A 14,080-nucleotide genomic window follows, 5' to 3' on the forward strand; every position below is an offset into this window, starting at 1 on the left:
AATCCTCTGAACGAGCTGGTGCGCAATTGTCCCGGATGTAATGTTCTACAATATCAGTTACCACCAATGTTCTTTGTAATGGGCAGAAAAATGCATAGACATCTCGCTCAAAATCACTGTCTATTGCCGTACTCATTTTATACAAAGTGCCTACTGTGGTCTCTTCAACTCTAAATGGCAGCTTGACAACAAAATCTCTATCTAACCACCAAATTAGATGCATATTGTCTTCAGCAGCCATTTCTTGCATACGCTCTCGTAATGTATCACCTTGAACGAAACGGCGGTTTTGACGTTTACCAACCCAAGAGCCACTTACAGAGCGGGTCGCCACACCAATTTTATGCAATTCTTGTGTGAGCGTGCTGTCAGGCTTTTTCAGGTCAATCACATATTGTCCATCGCCTTGACCAGCCATAGCTTTGTCGTATTTTTCTTTAAGATCAGAATAGAAGTTACCAAAGCCTTCCATCGCTTTACGTGAACCTTCTTGAGTACTATTTGACGCAGAGTTAATGTTATCTCTCGTAATAACAGGACTGTCGTACATAATGATATATGCACCTAAAAATATGAGGATAATAGCCGCAGTTGCGTGCCTGATCCAAAACCACATGATTCACTTCCAGTTACAAAGATATCCTAGGTTCAACAGGTTATTAAATTGTTGAGTGATTTTCAATCATTTGTACACTGATGGTGCATTTTTCTCTGGGCGTGTTTTGAACCTACGGTGCAACCACATGTATTGTTCTGGTGCTTGGCGAATCCCGTCTTCAATTAACTTATTGAGATAAGCTGCATCTGCTTCGTCGTTACCTGTTGGGTAATTGGTTAATGCAGGTGTGATTGTAATTTTATACCCTCGGGCATTTTTGAGTCTTTGTGGATGAGCTATGACAACTTGGCAATTTGATTGACCAACAAATAAGGTAGTGCCAGTAGTAGTACATGCTTGTGGTTCAGCAAAAAATGGTACAAATGCACAGCGACGGCGGCCATAATCTTGATCCGGCAAATAGATACACGACTCATTGTTAGCTAACGCATGTAATAAACCTTTGACGTTTTTTGCGCCGATTAAATATTTGTTGTCGCGTGCGCGGCCATGGTATTGAAAATATTCCATTAGCGCGTTGTTATGCGGTCGGTAAAAAGCGACATTCGGATTTTTTAAACCCAATATTCGGCCACAGATCTCTAAACACATCATATGATAGGCAACAACCAAAACACCTTTGCCGTGTTTTTTCGCTTCTTCTATGTGTTCTATACCTTCGTAATGGCACAGAGGTTTTAACCGCCATTTTGGCCAAAACCAGCCCATGCTAGATTCAAAAAAAGCAATACCGGCTGAATCGAAATTAGCTTTGAGCATTTTATTTCTTTGTTCTTGTGAAAGCTCAGGGAAACAAATGTCTATGTTTGTTTTGGCAATATGACGACGGCGCTTTGCTACATAATATAGTAAGCGGCCAACCACAACACCCAAACCCAGTTGTAATCTATAAGGTAACCAGCTGATTAAATATAAAATGGCTAGACCTAACCAAGTAAACCAATATTTAGGTAAGAAAAAACGCCAGCTAAATTGTGGTATTTCCAAAACAAATGTCCTAATAAGCTAAATGCGCAGGCATTTTATTTACATCGTTAAATGACTGCAAGTTAAGACTCTGTTTTACTGATAATTTGGCTATGAATTATCCCATCTGCAACTTTATGCTCTAACTTGTCACCAACCTCAACTTGTTGAATGGATTTAACCGCTTTACCATGAATACTTGTGATGGAAAAGCCGCGGTTTAAGGTGTTGAGCGGGCTGAGGGTATTGAGCTGTTGAGCTAAGTAGTGCAATTGGTCGAATTGTTTATTCAGTACTTTTTCAATTTTTGCATCTAGATTTTGAGTTAAATAACTCAGCTGTTGTTGTTGGCGACTTAATAAATACTTGGGGTTATGCTCGGCGAGCCTTTGTTGCAAAGACACTAGTTTAGTATGATTTCGGTGTAATTGTGCATTTAGCTTTTGCGCTAACCTTAATTCAGCTTCGTCTAACCATTGTTGTTTGAGCTGAATTTGATTAAGTGGATTTAATCGAGTTAGTTGGTGCTGCAAAGCATTCAATTTATGATTTAGCTCATTTATTTTGAACTGCATGGCGTGTTCAAGTTTATGCTGCAAATGCGGTAACTTAGTTTGCACATCTAAACTAGTTTGACTAACTAACTCAGCCGCAGCTGATGGGGTAGCTGCGCGAATATCTGCGACAAAATCACAAATGGTAAAGTCAGTTTCATGGCCGACCGCACTGATAACACACTTATCTATCTGGTGAATAGTATAGGCCAAGGTTTCGTTATTAAATGCCCACAAATCTTCGATTGAACCACCACCACGGCCAACAATAATCACATCACATTTATTATCTTCTGAGGCCCAATGAAGTTTTTGGCAAATATCCATAGCGGCGTTTTCACCTTGAACTAAACATGGATATATCTCTACTTCAATGTTTGGCGCTCGGCGCGCTAAAATACTGATAATGTCGTGAATAGCCGCGCCTTTGGCAGATGTTACTACGGCAACTCGACTAATATTGGCGGGTAGAGGCTGTTTTAAATCAGCAGCAAATAAACCTTCGTTACTCAGTTTGTTTTTTAATGCTTCAAACTCTAGCTGTAATTTACCCACACCGGCGGGTTGCATCGACTCCACCACAAGTTGGAATTCGCCGCGTGGTTGGTACAAGCTTGCATTGGCTCTGAGTAGAATTTGCGAACCATCTTTTACTGGAAAAGAAACACGGTTATTGGCACTTTTAAACATAGCGCAGCGAACTTGTGCTTTATCGTCTTTTAACGAGAAATACCAATGACCAGAACTGGCTTTAACTAAATTAGATATTTCACCTTCTAACCAGATATGGCTAAAATTTTGTTCAATTAAATATTTAATTTGGCCATTTAACTGGCTAACAGATAATACTTTGGCTGAAGTCGACATTAGGCTTAAATAAAGCTTTTGATATGCAATTGGCCGATAATGTTAAAGGTAATTGCCCTTTATAGGCAAATTTAATCCAAAATAAATAAAATATAAGTTTACCTAACCCATCAAAGTCGTTAAAATTCTGCCGCAACTATATATACCCTGAAACCTTTTGGTGAGAAGTTGCAATGCTAAGAATCGCTCAAGAAGCTTTAACGTTTGATGACGTTCTCCTTGTACCCGGTCATTCGACCGTGTTGCCGCATACTGCGGATTTAACAACCCAATTAACTAAAAAAATTCGCTTAAACATTCCTATGTTAGCTGCTGCTATGGATACAGTAACAGATGCGCGTTTAGCTATTGCGCTAGCGCAAGAGGGCGGATTAGGTTTTATCCATAAAAACATGACAATTGCTGAACAAGCAGCTCAAGTTAGTCAAGTTAAGAAATTTGAATCAGGTATCGTATCTGATCCAATTACAGTAACGCCTGAAATGACAATTCAACAAGTAATTGAATTGTCTGAGCAAGTTAAGTTTTCTGGTTTCCCTGTTGTCGATGCCGACAATAATCTCGTGGGTATTTGTACCGCGCGTGACATTCGTTTTGAAACCAATTTACAATTGCCTGTTACTTCAATTATGACGCCTAAAGATAAGTTAGTAACTATCAAAGAAGGCGAAAAATCAGAAGTGATCCTTGATTTAATGCACCGTCACCGTATTGAAAAAGTATTGGTAGTAGACGATGCATTTAAACTAGCTGGTATGGTTACAGTTAAAGATTATTACAAAGCTGAAAACAAACCAAATGCATGTAAAGACGAGTTTGGCCGTTTACGTGTTGGTGCTGCTGTAGGTGTTGGTGCTGGTACAGATGAGCGTGTAAAAGCCTTAGTAGAGGCAGGTGCTGATGTAATCTTAGTTGATACTTCACATGGCCATTCACAAGGTGTTATTGACCGTGTTAAATGGGTACGTGAGCAATTCCCTAAAGTACAATTAATTGCTGGTAACGTAGCAACTGCTGAAGGTGCAATAGCGTTAGCAGACGCTGGTGTTGATGCTGTTAAAGTTGGTATCGGCCCAGGCTCTATTTGTACCACGCGTATTGTAACAGGTTGTGGTGTCCCACAAATTACTGCGGTTGCAGATGCTGCTGCAGCGTTAAAAGAGCGTGGTATTCCAGTTATTGCTGATGGTGGTATTCGTTTTTCTGGTGATGTTGCTAAAGCATTAGCTGCAGGTGCTAGCTGTGTGATGGTTGGTTCAATGTTTGCTGGTACTGAAGAAGCGCCAGGTGAAGTTGAATTATTCCAAGGCCGTTATTACAAATCATATCGTGGTATGGGTTCGCTTGGTGCAATGAGCCAAAAAGAAGGTTCAAGCGATCGTTATTTCCAAAAATCGAATGAAGCTGACAAGTTAGTACCTGAAGGTATTGAAGGCCGTATCGCGTATAAAGGTCCATTAGCCAATATTATCCATCAACAGATGGGTGGTTTACGTTCAGCTATGGGTCTAACTGGTTGCGGTACAATTGAAGCGTTAAATACCAAAGCTATGTTTGTGAAAATCACTTCAGCTGGTATGGGCGAGTCACATGTACATGACGTGCAAATTACCAAAGAAGCGCCAAACTACCGTTTAGGTTAATACGTTAACCGCTAAATAATTCTAGGGCTAGCCTTTGCGAAAAGGCTGGCCTTCTTCATTTATAAGACTGGATATTACTAATGAGTAAAAATATTCATGACAGCCGAATTCTAATCTTAGATTTTGGTTCGCAGTACACTCAATTAATTGCTCGCCGCGTTCGTGAAATCGGCGTTTATTGTGAGCTTTGGGCATGGGACGTAACCGAAGAACAAATTAAAGAATTTAATCCTAACGCGATTATTCTTGCTGGTGGCCCTGAATCAGTTACCGAAGAAAATTCGCCTCGTGCACCTCAATACGTTTTTGAAGCGGGTGTACCTGTGTTGGGTATCTGTTACGGTATGCAGACCATGTCACACCAGCTTGGTGGCTCGGTTGAAGTTTCTATGGAGCGTGAATTCGGTTACGCTCAAGTAGAAGTAGTTTCAGAATCTGCGTTAGTTAAAAATATTGAAGACTCAATCGCAGCTGACGGTAATGCATTATTAGATGTTTGGATGTCTCATGGCGATAAAGTAAGTGCTATTCCGGCGGACTTTAAAGTAGTAGCACAAACTGACAACTGTCCATTCGCGATTATGTCGAATGAAGAAAAGCGTTTTTATGGCGTACAGTTCCACCCAGAAGTAACCCATACTAAACAAGGTATGCGTTTATTAGAAAACTTCGTGTGTAATATCGCAGGTTGTGAAAAGCTTTGGACTTCAGCATCAATCATTGAAGATGCAATTGCTAAAATGAAAGAGCAAGTAGGTGATGACGAAGTTATTTTAGGTCTTTCTGGTGGTGTCGATTCTTCAGTAGTTGCTATGCTGTTACACCGAGCAATTGGTGATAAGTTAACTTGTGTATTTGTTGATAACGGTTTATTGCGTTTAAACGAAGGTCAGCAAGTTATGGATATGTTTGGTGATCACTTTGGTTTAAATATCATTAAAGTGGATGCTGAAGATCGTTTCTTAGACCGTTTAGCAGGTGAAAATGATCCAGAGAAAAAGCGTAAAATTATCGGCAATGTTTTTGTTGATGTTTTTGAAGAAGAATCGAAAAAATTAGCCAATGCCAAATGGTTAGCACAAGGCACGATTTATCCTGATGTCATTGAATCTGCAGCGTCTAAAACAGGTAAAGCGCATGTAATTAAATCACACCATAACGTAGGTGGATTACCTGATTACATGAAGCTTGGCTTGGTTGAACCATTACGTGAACTATTTAAAGATGAAGTACGCAAAATTGGTTTGGAGTTAGGTTTGCCGTACGACATGTTATATCGTCATCCATTTCCAGGCCCAGGTTTGGGTGTGCGTATTTTAGGCGAAGTTAAGAAAGAGTACGCCGATTTATTGCGTCGTGCTGATGCTATCTTCATCGAAGAATTACGTGCTGATGGTTTATACGACAAAGTATCTCAAGCTTTCACTGTATTCTTACCTGTGCGCTCTGTTGGTGTTATGGGTGATGGCCGTAAATACGACTGGGTTGTTAGCTTACGTGCGGTAGAAACCATCGACTTTATGACAGCTCATTGGGCGCATTTACCGTATGAGTTCTTGGGTAAGGTTTCTAACCGTATCATTAACGAAATTGATGGTATTTCTCGTGTTGTTTACGATATTTCTGGTAAGCCACCAGCGACCATTGAGTGGGAATAGCCAGTTTGTTCTGACCATTTTATAAAGCAAAAAGCCGCTAGTTATAGCGGCTTTTTTGTATCTTGAGATTATTGAGACTAGCCTAAGCCAAAAACTCTTGACGAGTACTTGGATTGCTTTTAAATAAACCACCCAATGCGGTTGTTTGAGTGATCGAGTTTGCATCCATCACACCACGAGCTTTTACACAAAAGTGAGTGGCTTTAATAGACACGGCAACGTCATCAGTTTCTAACAAAGTCTGTAAAGCAACTAATATTTGTTGGGTTAATCTTTCTTGCACTTGTGGGCGCTGGGCGAAAAAGCGCACAATACGATTGATTTTAGATAAACCTATAACTTTATCTTGTGGGATATATGCAACACGGGCATAACCGTCGATGGTAATAAAATGGTGTTCGCAGGTGCTGCTGACGCTGATTTGATCAACAGTGATCATTTCATCTACACCCATCTTATTTTCGATGTCGGTTACTTTCGGGAACTTGTCGTAATCTAATCCACCAAATATCTCGTTGACATACATTTTGGCGATGCGTTTAGGAGTTTCAGCTAAAGAGTCGTCAGTTAAATCTAATCCAAGAATTTGCATAACAGCCGTCATATGCTCGGCTATTTTGGCCTTCTTGTCGTCAGCTGATAATGTGGTTTCAACTTGTGGGGTTTCAAGGTTTTTAGCAATTAAAGCTTGTTGTACTTTTAATGCTGCGCTACTCGCCATGGGTACTCCGTTTGCTGCAGTGTCGTTTTATTAGTATACGAATAAAACGACGCTATAGTTTGCAACACACTGATATTATTTGTCGTCTTCCGGTAGGGTAACGTTTAACTCTAACACCGACAAATCATCTTCATTTTGTTCAAGTTGCACAGAGATCGCACTAGAGTCGATATTAATGTAATACTTGCGTATTACTTCAAGTATATCTTTTTCCATTGCACTGAGTGTTTCAGAAGTATCATCAGCTCTGCGTCGTTGCGCTACAATAATTTGTAAGCGCTCCTTAGCTTGATTTGCCGCGGTTGTTTTCTTTGGGCGAAAATAACTTAGTAATGACATAATCCATTAACCTCCGAATAAGCGTTTAAAGATGCCTTTTTTCTCTTCCTCAATAAAACGATATTCTTTTTCATTACCTAACAATCGCTCTATCGTGTCCATATAAGCTTGGCCGGCATCACTTTGTTCGTCCAAAATTACAGGTTCACCTACGTTAGAAGCACGCAGTACAGCTTGAGACTCAGGGATCACACCAATTAACTTAACCGCCAAAATTTCGCAAACATCTTCTACACTTAACATATCACCACGTTCAACACGTCCTGGGTTGTAGCGGGTTAATAATAAATGTTCTTTTACTGGCTCTTTACCTTCTTCAGCACGGCGAGATTTTGAAGCTAAAATACCTAAAATTCGGTCTGAATCGCGTACAGATGAAACTTCAGGGTTAGTCACAACAATGGCTTCGTCTGCAAAATAAAGTGCCATTAAAGCACCTTGTTCTATACCTGCAGGGCTATCACAAATAATATAGTCGAAAGTTTCAGATAATTCATTGAGGACTTTTTCAACACCTTCACGAGTCAACGCATCTTTATCACGCGTTTGTGACGCAGGCAAAATGTATAAACCATCAACTCTTTTATCTTTAATTAGTGTTTGATTTAAGTTTGAGTCACCATTAATTACATTTACAAAGTCGTAAACAACGCGGCGCTCAACACCCATAATTAAGTCTAAGTTACGTAAACCTATATCAAAGTCGATAATAACTGTTTTAAAGCCTTTTAAAGCTAAACCTGTACCTAAAGCTGCGCTTGATGTCGTTTTACCAACACCACCTTTACCCGAGGTCACAACAATAATACGAGCCATTTAATTACTCCCTCACTAAATCTCTAAACTTGAAACGGTTATTTTGTCGCCGTCTAAATAAATACAACCAGACTGCTGCCAACACGCTTTTTGCAATTGCTCGCTTGTCCAGTAGTTACCGTTAATACTAATTAATTCTGCTTCAATTTTTTGCGCAAATATGCGAGCACTGTCGTTGCCTTTTGCGCCTGCAACCGCACGGCCGCGTAGGCTACCGTAAATATGAATATTGCCATCGGCAATCACTTCAGCACCGTTGCTCACTGCGCCAATGACCACTAAATCTGTGTCGCGCGCGTAAATTTGCTGGCCAGAACGCAAATTTTGTTTAACCACCATGGCTGGTTTGTAGGTTGGTACTTCAACTTCTACCGGCACTTCAACACGTTCGTAACGTACTTGTGTTTGCACTGGCGCGTTTGTATCAGTTGGAGCTACTTGGCCTTTTGCTGCGTTTAACGTCGCTAAACCCGCAGTTTTAGCTGAAACTTTTTGCTCGTCTGTCGCACCAGCTATGCCAACAACAACCAAGTTTAACTGCTCAAAAGTTTGTTTTAATAATTGAAAATCAACAGCTTCACCGTTTAGTTTTTCTATGTTTACGACAATTGGGGCCATCGTGAAAAATTGAGGTGCTTGGGAAATTTTACTTTCTAAAGCTTGCGCCGCTGCTGCTAAATCATTATTTTGCAAATGCAAAACTGACAGGGTAAAACCACTGCCTTTAAGTTCGATATTGGTATCTGACATTGTTGGTGTTGTTATTTTATTTGCTCTGTGAAAGTTAGCGCGCACATGAGATTGTGCTATATAAACTTGCTCAACATGGTATAGTGCACCCCTTGTGAACGCAAGCTTTAAAAACATTTAGCGCTTGTTAAATCCAGTCTTTTCTATTCCGCTAGGGTGAATCACAGTGTTGTGTTACATATATCGAAGTTCTAAAAAAGAAGATACCTATTTGTATTTGGCAAAAAAAGAAGATTTTGCTCAAGTTCCTGAACCTTTAATGCAATCTTTTGGTCTAGCTCATTTTGTAATTATTTTAGATTTATCCAAGAAAAAACGTTTGGCATTGGCTGATATTAATAAGGTTAAAGATGATTTAGCCAATAAAGGTTATTATTTGCAATTGCCACCAGCCAAAGAGAATTTGTTGGATGAACTAAAAGAGTACGTTAAAAAGGATCTAAACAATGAAAAAACTTCTGACTAAAATCGGTGTTACTAAACTTATTTCTGCCGCTGTTTTATTAGCTGTATCGCCATTATCAATTGCGCAAGATTATGATGCAGTTGCCGACGAAGAAAAATTTAATCAATTTGTGGTTGAGCTTAGAGCTGAAGCTTTAGACAAAGGTTATTCAGCTAGTTTGGTAGAAAAAGCCTTTGCGGACGTAAAATTTAAACCAAAAATTATCAAGGCCGATCGCAACCAACCTGAATTTGTTGAAACGCTAGAAACCTATCTACCAAAACGTGTACCTGATTGGAAAGTTGAACGTGCGCGCGCAAAATATAAAGAGCATAAAGAACTACTGGATAAAATTGGTGCAGACTATGGTGTGCAACCACGTTTTATTGTTGCTTTGTGGGGTTTAGAAAGTAACTTTGGCAAAATTCAGGGTAATGATCCGGTTATATCATCTTTAGTTACCCTTAGTTATGATGGTCGCCGTGGGGCATTTTTTAAACGTCAGTTATGGGACGCCTTGGATATAGTGCAAACTGGTCAAGCACCTTTTGAAAAACTCAAAGGTTCGTGGGCAGGTGCTATGGGCCAAGCTCAGTTTATTCCAAGTTCATTTAAAGCTTATGCAGTCGACTATGATAAAGACGGCATTAAAGATATTTGGTCTAACCCAGCAGATGTATTTGCCAGTGCGGCAAACTACCTAAAAAGTGAAGGCTGGAATGATGATTTAACTTGGGGACGTCAAGTTAAAGTACCAGCTGATTTTGATTTTGAATTAGCTATACCAAAAAGTACCAATGGTCGTTCGCATTGGTTAAAAAAATGGAAAGAAACCGAAGTTGATTTAGCTACTTGGCAAGCTAGAGGTGTGCGCCGTATGGATGGCAGCGATTTACCAAATGTGAATTTAAAAGCGGCTATGTTAATACCAGACGGTAAAAAAGGCCGAGTCTATTTAGCTTACGACAATTACAAAGTATTAATGCATTGGAACCGCTCATATTATTTCGTCACCACTGTCGGTTATTTGGCTGACCGAATTGGTTATCCAGCAGTGAAATAGGGCGGATTTTATTTTGTATCAACATCTAGATATAAATGGCAAAACGATAGATTTACCCCTAGGCAAAGTGGTCTGTTTAGGCGGTAATTATGCAGACCATATCAAAGAAATGTCGTCGTTAGTGACAGAAGAAGCTGTGGTGTTTATGAAACCTAGCACAGCTTTGGTGCCTTTGACACCGTCGTTTGCTATTCCAACTGATAAAGGCGCTTGTCATAACGAAACTGAAATAGCTGTGCTAATTCAATCTAAGTTGTGTAAAGCGGACGAGCAAACTTGTTTAGCTGCCATATGGGGTCTAGCGATGGCACAAGATTTAACCTTACGTGATGTGCAAAAACGCTTAAAAAGCCAAGGTCGCCCATGGGAGCGTGCGAAAGCTTTTGATGCATCTTGCCCTGTGTCTGCTTTTATCCCAATGGATAACCTTACTGATATACAAAATATCGACTTTTCATTGGCGGTAAATGGCGAGATTAGGCAAGCCTCTAATAGTGCGAATATGGAGCGTAGCATCGCCCAGGCGCTTGCTGAAATCAGTCAGCAGTTTACTTTGTTACCTGGTGATATAGTATTAACAGGCACGCCCGCAGGTGTGGCTAATTTAAACCCGAACGATCAATTAACTTTAAAGTTTGACCAATATGAATTCAAAACCAGCGTTTTGGGAAACTAAAACTCTCGAAGAGATGACCCGAGCGGAATGGGAACAAATTTGTGATGGTTGTGGCAAATGTTGTTTGCATAAATTTATTGCCGACGATACAGCTGAATCTTTAACAACCACAGACTATATGGAAGAGGGTGAGCAACTTGAATATACCAATGTTGTGTGCCAATACCTCAATGATAAAACCTGTAGTTGCACTGTTTATTCAGAACGACACCGATTAGTACCGGATTGTGTTGAACTCACACCTGAAAATTTATCTGATATTTTTTATATGCCACCAAGTTGTAGTTATCGACGACTAAAAGAAGGCCGAGGCCTTGCATCATGGCATCCGCTGCTGAATAAAGGCAAAAAATCTAAGATGCATCAATCGGGTATCACAGTTCGCGGAAAAGTTTTTAAAGACAATGAGGTAGATATTGATTTCTTTGAAGACTATATTGTTAAGTGGCCGCTTAAGGATATGGATTAAAATTTAACAAAAAATTCTGATAAAAAAGCTTTTCATTTGAAATAAACATGTTTTAATTCGCGCCAGACTAGCTGGCGTAAGTTTCCTTTCTTAGACGTACCCAAGCAGAGCGGTCAGGGTAGGCAACAAGCCTGATTATTGTCACCGTCCGTAGTCTGCGTTTTTGTATGGCACGGGCAATAACCGTGGAACCTATACATGAAGTTTAAATTTCCAATTATCATTTTTGATGAAGACTTTCGCTCTGAAAATATTTCAGGATCTGGTATTCGTGAACTTGCTGAAGCTATAGAAAATGCTGGCATGGACATTGTTGGTTTAACCAGTTATTTAGACCAAGGGTCAATTGCACAATTATCCAGCCGTGCCAGTGCATTCATCTATTCAATTGACGATGACGAGTTAGTGGATGAAGACGAAAATGCCAATCCGCAAGCAGTAGACAGCTTAAGACAATTTATCGGTGAAGTTAGACGTCGCAACCCTGATATTCCGGTATTCTTATATGGTGAAACCCGTACTTCGCGTCATATCCCAAGTGATATTCTACGCGAGTTACACGGCTTTATTCATATGTTTGAAGACACGCCTGACTTTGTGGCTAAATACATAATTCGTGAAGCGAAAAAATATCTTCAAGCGTTAGCGCCACCGTTTTTTAAAGAGTTAGTACGATATGCCGAAGATGGTTCATATTCTTGGCATTGTCCTGGTCACTCAGGTGGTGTTGCTTTCTTAAAAAGCCCTGTTGGACAAATGTTCCACCAATTTTTTGGTGAGAATATGTTGCGTGCCGACGTGTGTAACGCGGTAGATGAATTGGGCCAGTTGTTAGATCACACAGGTCCGGTAGCAAAAAGTGAAGAAAATGCTGCGCGTATCTTTAATTGTGATCATTTATTTTTCGTGACTAATGGTACTTCTACGTCAAATAAAATTGTTTGGAATTCGACAGTTGCGCCTGGTGATATCGTAGTAGTTGACCGTAACTGCCATAAATCAATTTTGCATTCAATTATTATTACTGGCGCAATTCCGGTGTTTTTAATGCCAACGCGTAATCAGTACGGCATTATTGGACCAATTCCAAAACGTGAATTTAGTGCTGAAGCAATTAAAGCGAAAATTGCTAAAAACAAATTTGCTGCCAATGCTAAAAATAAAACACCACGTATTTTGACTATTACTCAAAGTACCTATGACGGTGTGTTATATAACGTTGAGCAAATTAAAGGCGAGTTAGACAATTATATTGATACATTGCATTTTGACGAAGCTTGGTTGCCGCATGCAACTTTCCATGAATATTATCAAGACATGCACGCAATCAGCCAAACCGGTGACAGGGCTGACAATACAGTTATCTTTGCAACTCAATCGACACATAAGTTATTAGCTGGTATTTCGCAAGCGTCACAAATTTTAGTGCAAAACGCTAATTTACGTCAGTTAGATACACACAGATTTAACGAGTCGTATTTGATGCATTCATCAACTAGTCCACAATATTCAATTATTGCTTCTTGTGATGTTGCTGCTGCTATGATGGAACAGCCAGGTGGCCGAACTTTAGTTGAAGAGTCAATTAATGAAGCCATTGAGTTTAGACGTGCAATGCTTAAAGTTGACAATGAATACGGTGATGATGACTGGTGGTTTAAAGTTTGGGGACCAGATACTTTACCTGAAGAGGGCATAGGCACACGCGAAAACTGGATTATCCGCCAACAAGATAGCTGGCATGGATTCCCGGATATATCTGAAGACTTTAATATGTTAGACCCAATTAAAGCGACTTTGGTGACCCCAGGGTTAGACTTAAAGGGTGATTTTGCCGACTTAGGCATTCCAGCGGTTATCGTAACTAAATATTTGTCTGAGCACGGTATTATTGTTGAGAAAACTGGCCTGTATTCATTCTTTATCATGTTTACTATTGGTATTACCAAAGGGCGTTGGAATTCATTGGTTACTGAACTACAACAATTTAAAGATGACTTTGATGTCAATGCGCCGTTATATCGGGTTATGCCACAATTTGCGGCTAAATGTCCTCAATACGCGCGTGTTGGTTTAGCTGATTTATGTAAAAAAATACATGATATATATCGCCAATATGACGTTGCGCGTATTACAACCGATATGTACACCTCTGAAATTGAAACTGCTATGTTGCCTGCTGATGCATGGGCGAAAATGGCCCACAGAGATGTTGAGCGCGTCAGTATCGATGAGTTAGAAGGGCGTATTACAGCTATGTTGGTTACGCCGTATCCTCCTGGTATTCCATTAATGGTGCCGGGTGAGCGTTTTAACTCAACGATAATTAAGTACTTACAGTTTGCCCGAGACTTTAATAAAGCCTTCCCAGGCTTTGAAACCGATGTCCATGGCTTGATTAAACAAAATATTAACGGTGAATCTAAATATTTTGTTGATGTAGTTGCTGAGTAGCTAACTATCCAGCCTATACAGTAGTAATAAAAAATGGGAG

General features: G+C 39.9%; 14 protein-coding genes. 7 read left to right on the top strand and 7 right to left on the bottom strand.

What is annotated here, in order from left to right:
* From WSC_RS24365 to xseA, 3 genes are all read right to left on the bottom strand, one after another.
* A partial coding sequence (locus WSC_RS24365; protein WP_082196208.1) for a TcpQ domain-containing protein occupies positions 1-616 on the bottom strand: 616 nt, incomplete at its 3' end.
* 66 nt (positions 617-682) lie between these two features.
* On the bottom strand, positions 683-1,606 hold the full coding sequence (gene lpxL, locus WSC_RS0117170; RefSeq protein WP_016957187.1) for an LpxL/LpxP family Kdo(2)-lipid IV(A) lauroyl/palmitoleoyl acyltransferase: 924 nt from the start codon (positions 1,604-1,606) through the stop codon (positions 683-685).
* A 62-nt stretch (positions 1,607-1,668) separates the two neighbouring features.
* Positions 1,669-3,006 carry an exodeoxyribonuclease VII large subunit gene (xseA, locus tag WSC_RS0117175; RefSeq protein WP_016957188.1) on the bottom strand — a complete coding sequence of 446 codons (1,338 nt, stop codon included), beginning with the start codon at positions 3,004-3,006 and terminating at the stop codon, positions 1,669-1,671.
* Positions 3,007-3,179: 173 nt separating this feature from the next.
* Between xseA and guaB the strand changes: the two genes are divergently transcribed.
* Together guaB and guaA are read left to right on the top strand one after the other, a co-directional pair.
* On the top strand, positions 3,180-4,649 hold the full coding sequence (gene guaB, locus WSC_RS0117180) for an IMP dehydrogenase (protein ID WP_016957189.1): 1,470 nt from the start codon (positions 3,180-3,182) through the stop codon (positions 4,647-4,649).
* 80 nt (positions 4,650-4,729) lie between these two features.
* Positions 4,730-6,307: a glutamine-hydrolyzing GMP synthase gene (gene guaA / locus WSC_RS0117185; protein WP_016957190.1), complete on the top strand. Its 1,578-nt coding sequence runs from the start codon at positions 4,730-4,732 to the stop codon at positions 6,305-6,307.
* A gap of 82 nt (positions 6,308-6,389) precedes the next feature.
* Here the strand turns inward: guaA and folE are convergent, their stop codons facing one another.
* The 4 genes from folE to minC form a co-directional block, all read right to left on the bottom strand.
* Positions 6,390-7,028: a GTP cyclohydrolase I FolE gene (folE, locus tag WSC_RS0117190; RefSeq protein WP_016957191.1), complete on the bottom strand. Its 639-nt coding sequence runs from the start codon at positions 7,026-7,028 to the stop codon at positions 6,390-6,392.
* A 75-nt stretch (positions 7,029-7,103) separates the two neighbouring features.
* Positions 7,104-7,367 carry a cell division topological specificity factor MinE gene (gene minE / locus WSC_RS0117195; RefSeq protein ID WP_016957192.1) on the bottom strand — a complete coding sequence of 88 codons (264 nt, stop codon included), beginning with the start codon at positions 7,365-7,367 and terminating at the stop codon, positions 7,104-7,106.
* A 6-nt stretch (positions 7,368-7,373) separates the two neighbouring features.
* Entirely contained in the window at positions 7,374-8,183 is an 810-nt protein-coding gene (minD, locus tag WSC_RS0117200) for a septum site-determining protein MinD (protein WP_016957193.1), read from the bottom strand.
* Between the two features lie 15 nt (positions 8,184-8,198).
* Positions 8,199-8,933, bottom strand: coding sequence for a septum site-determining protein MinC (gene minC, locus WSC_RS0117205; RefSeq protein WP_026016919.1), 735 nt, complete (start codon positions 8,931-8,933; stop codon positions 8,199-8,201).
* 166 nt (positions 8,934-9,099) lie between these two features.
* Between minC and WSC_RS0117210 the strand changes: the two genes are divergently transcribed.
* From WSC_RS0117210 to WSC_RS0117230, 5 genes are all read left to right on the top strand, one after another.
* The gene (locus tag WSC_RS0117210) at positions 9,100-9,399 is read left to right on the top strand and encodes a YcgL domain-containing protein (protein ID WP_016957195.1); all 300 of its coding nucleotides are present in this window, start codon (positions 9,100-9,102) and stop codon (positions 9,397-9,399) included.
* Positions 9,380-10,441 carry a lytic murein transglycosylase gene (locus WSC_RS0117215; RefSeq protein WP_016957196.1) on the top strand — a complete coding sequence of 354 codons (1,062 nt, stop codon included), beginning with the start codon at positions 9,380-9,382 and terminating at the stop codon, positions 10,439-10,441. Before WSC_RS0117210 ends, WSC_RS0117215 begins: the two co-directional genes overlap by 20 nt.
* Positions 10,442-10,454: 13 nt before the next feature.
* Positions 10,455-11,117 carry a fumarylacetoacetate hydrolase family protein gene (locus WSC_RS0117220; protein ID WP_016957197.1) on the top strand — a complete coding sequence of 221 codons (663 nt, stop codon included), beginning with the start codon at positions 10,455-10,457 and terminating at the stop codon, positions 11,115-11,117.
* Entirely contained in the window at positions 11,086-11,586 is a 501-nt protein-coding gene (locus WSC_RS0117225; RefSeq protein ID WP_016957198.1) for a YcgN family cysteine cluster protein, read from the top strand. Before WSC_RS0117220 ends, WSC_RS0117225 begins: the two co-directional genes overlap by 32 nt.
* A 198-nt stretch (positions 11,587-11,784) precedes the next feature.
* On the top strand, positions 11,785-14,040 hold the full coding sequence (locus tag WSC_RS0117230; RefSeq protein WP_016957199.1) for an arginine/lysine/ornithine decarboxylase: 2,256 nt from the start codon (positions 11,785-11,787) through the stop codon (positions 14,038-14,040).
* The last annotated feature ends 40 nt before the right edge of the window (positions 14,041-14,080 follow it).

Source organism: Catenovulum agarivorans YM01 (genome assembly GCF_000281085.1).
GTDB lineage: Bacteria > Pseudomonadota > Gammaproteobacteria > Enterobacterales > Alteromonadaceae > Catenovulum > Catenovulum agarivorans.

Excerpts from the sequence above, each read along its gene's own strand:
- xseA (WP_016957188.1), bottom strand. The coding sequence starts at position 3,006 with ATGTCGACTTCAGCCAAAGTATTATCTGTTAGCCAGTTAAATGGCCAA.
- guaB (WP_016957189.1), top strand. The coding sequence starts at position 3,180 with ATGCTAAGAATCGCTCAAGAAGCTTTAACGTTTGATGACGTTCTCCTT.
- guaA (WP_016957190.1), top strand. The coding sequence starts at position 4,730 with ATGAGTAAAAATATTCATGACAGCCGAATTCTAATCTTAGATTTTGGT.
- folE (WP_016957191.1), bottom strand. The coding sequence starts at position 7,028 with ATGGCGAGTAGCGCAGCATTAAAAGTACAACAAGCTTTAATTGCTAAA.
- minE (WP_016957192.1), bottom strand. The coding sequence starts at position 7,367 with ATGTCATTACTAAGTTATTTTCGCCCAAAGAAAACAACCGCGGCAAAT.
- minD (WP_016957193.1), bottom strand. The coding sequence starts at position 8,183 with ATGGCTCGTATTATTGTTGTGACCTCGGGTAAAGGTGGTGTTGGTAAA.
- minC (WP_026016919.1), bottom strand. The coding sequence starts at position 8,933 with ATGTCAGATACCAATATCGAACTTAAAGGCAGTGGTTTTACCCTGTCA.
- WSC_RS0117215 (WP_016957196.1), top strand. The coding sequence starts at position 9,380 with ATGAAAAAACTTCTGACTAAAATCGGTGTTACTAAACTTATTTCTGCC.
- WSC_RS0117225 (WP_016957198.1), top strand. The coding sequence starts at position 11,086 with ATGAATTCAAAACCAGCGTTTTGGGAAACTAAAACTCTCGAAGAGATG.
- WSC_RS0117230 (WP_016957199.1), top strand. The coding sequence starts at position 11,785 with ATGAAGTTTAAATTTCCAATTATCATTTTTGATGAAGACTTTCGCTCT.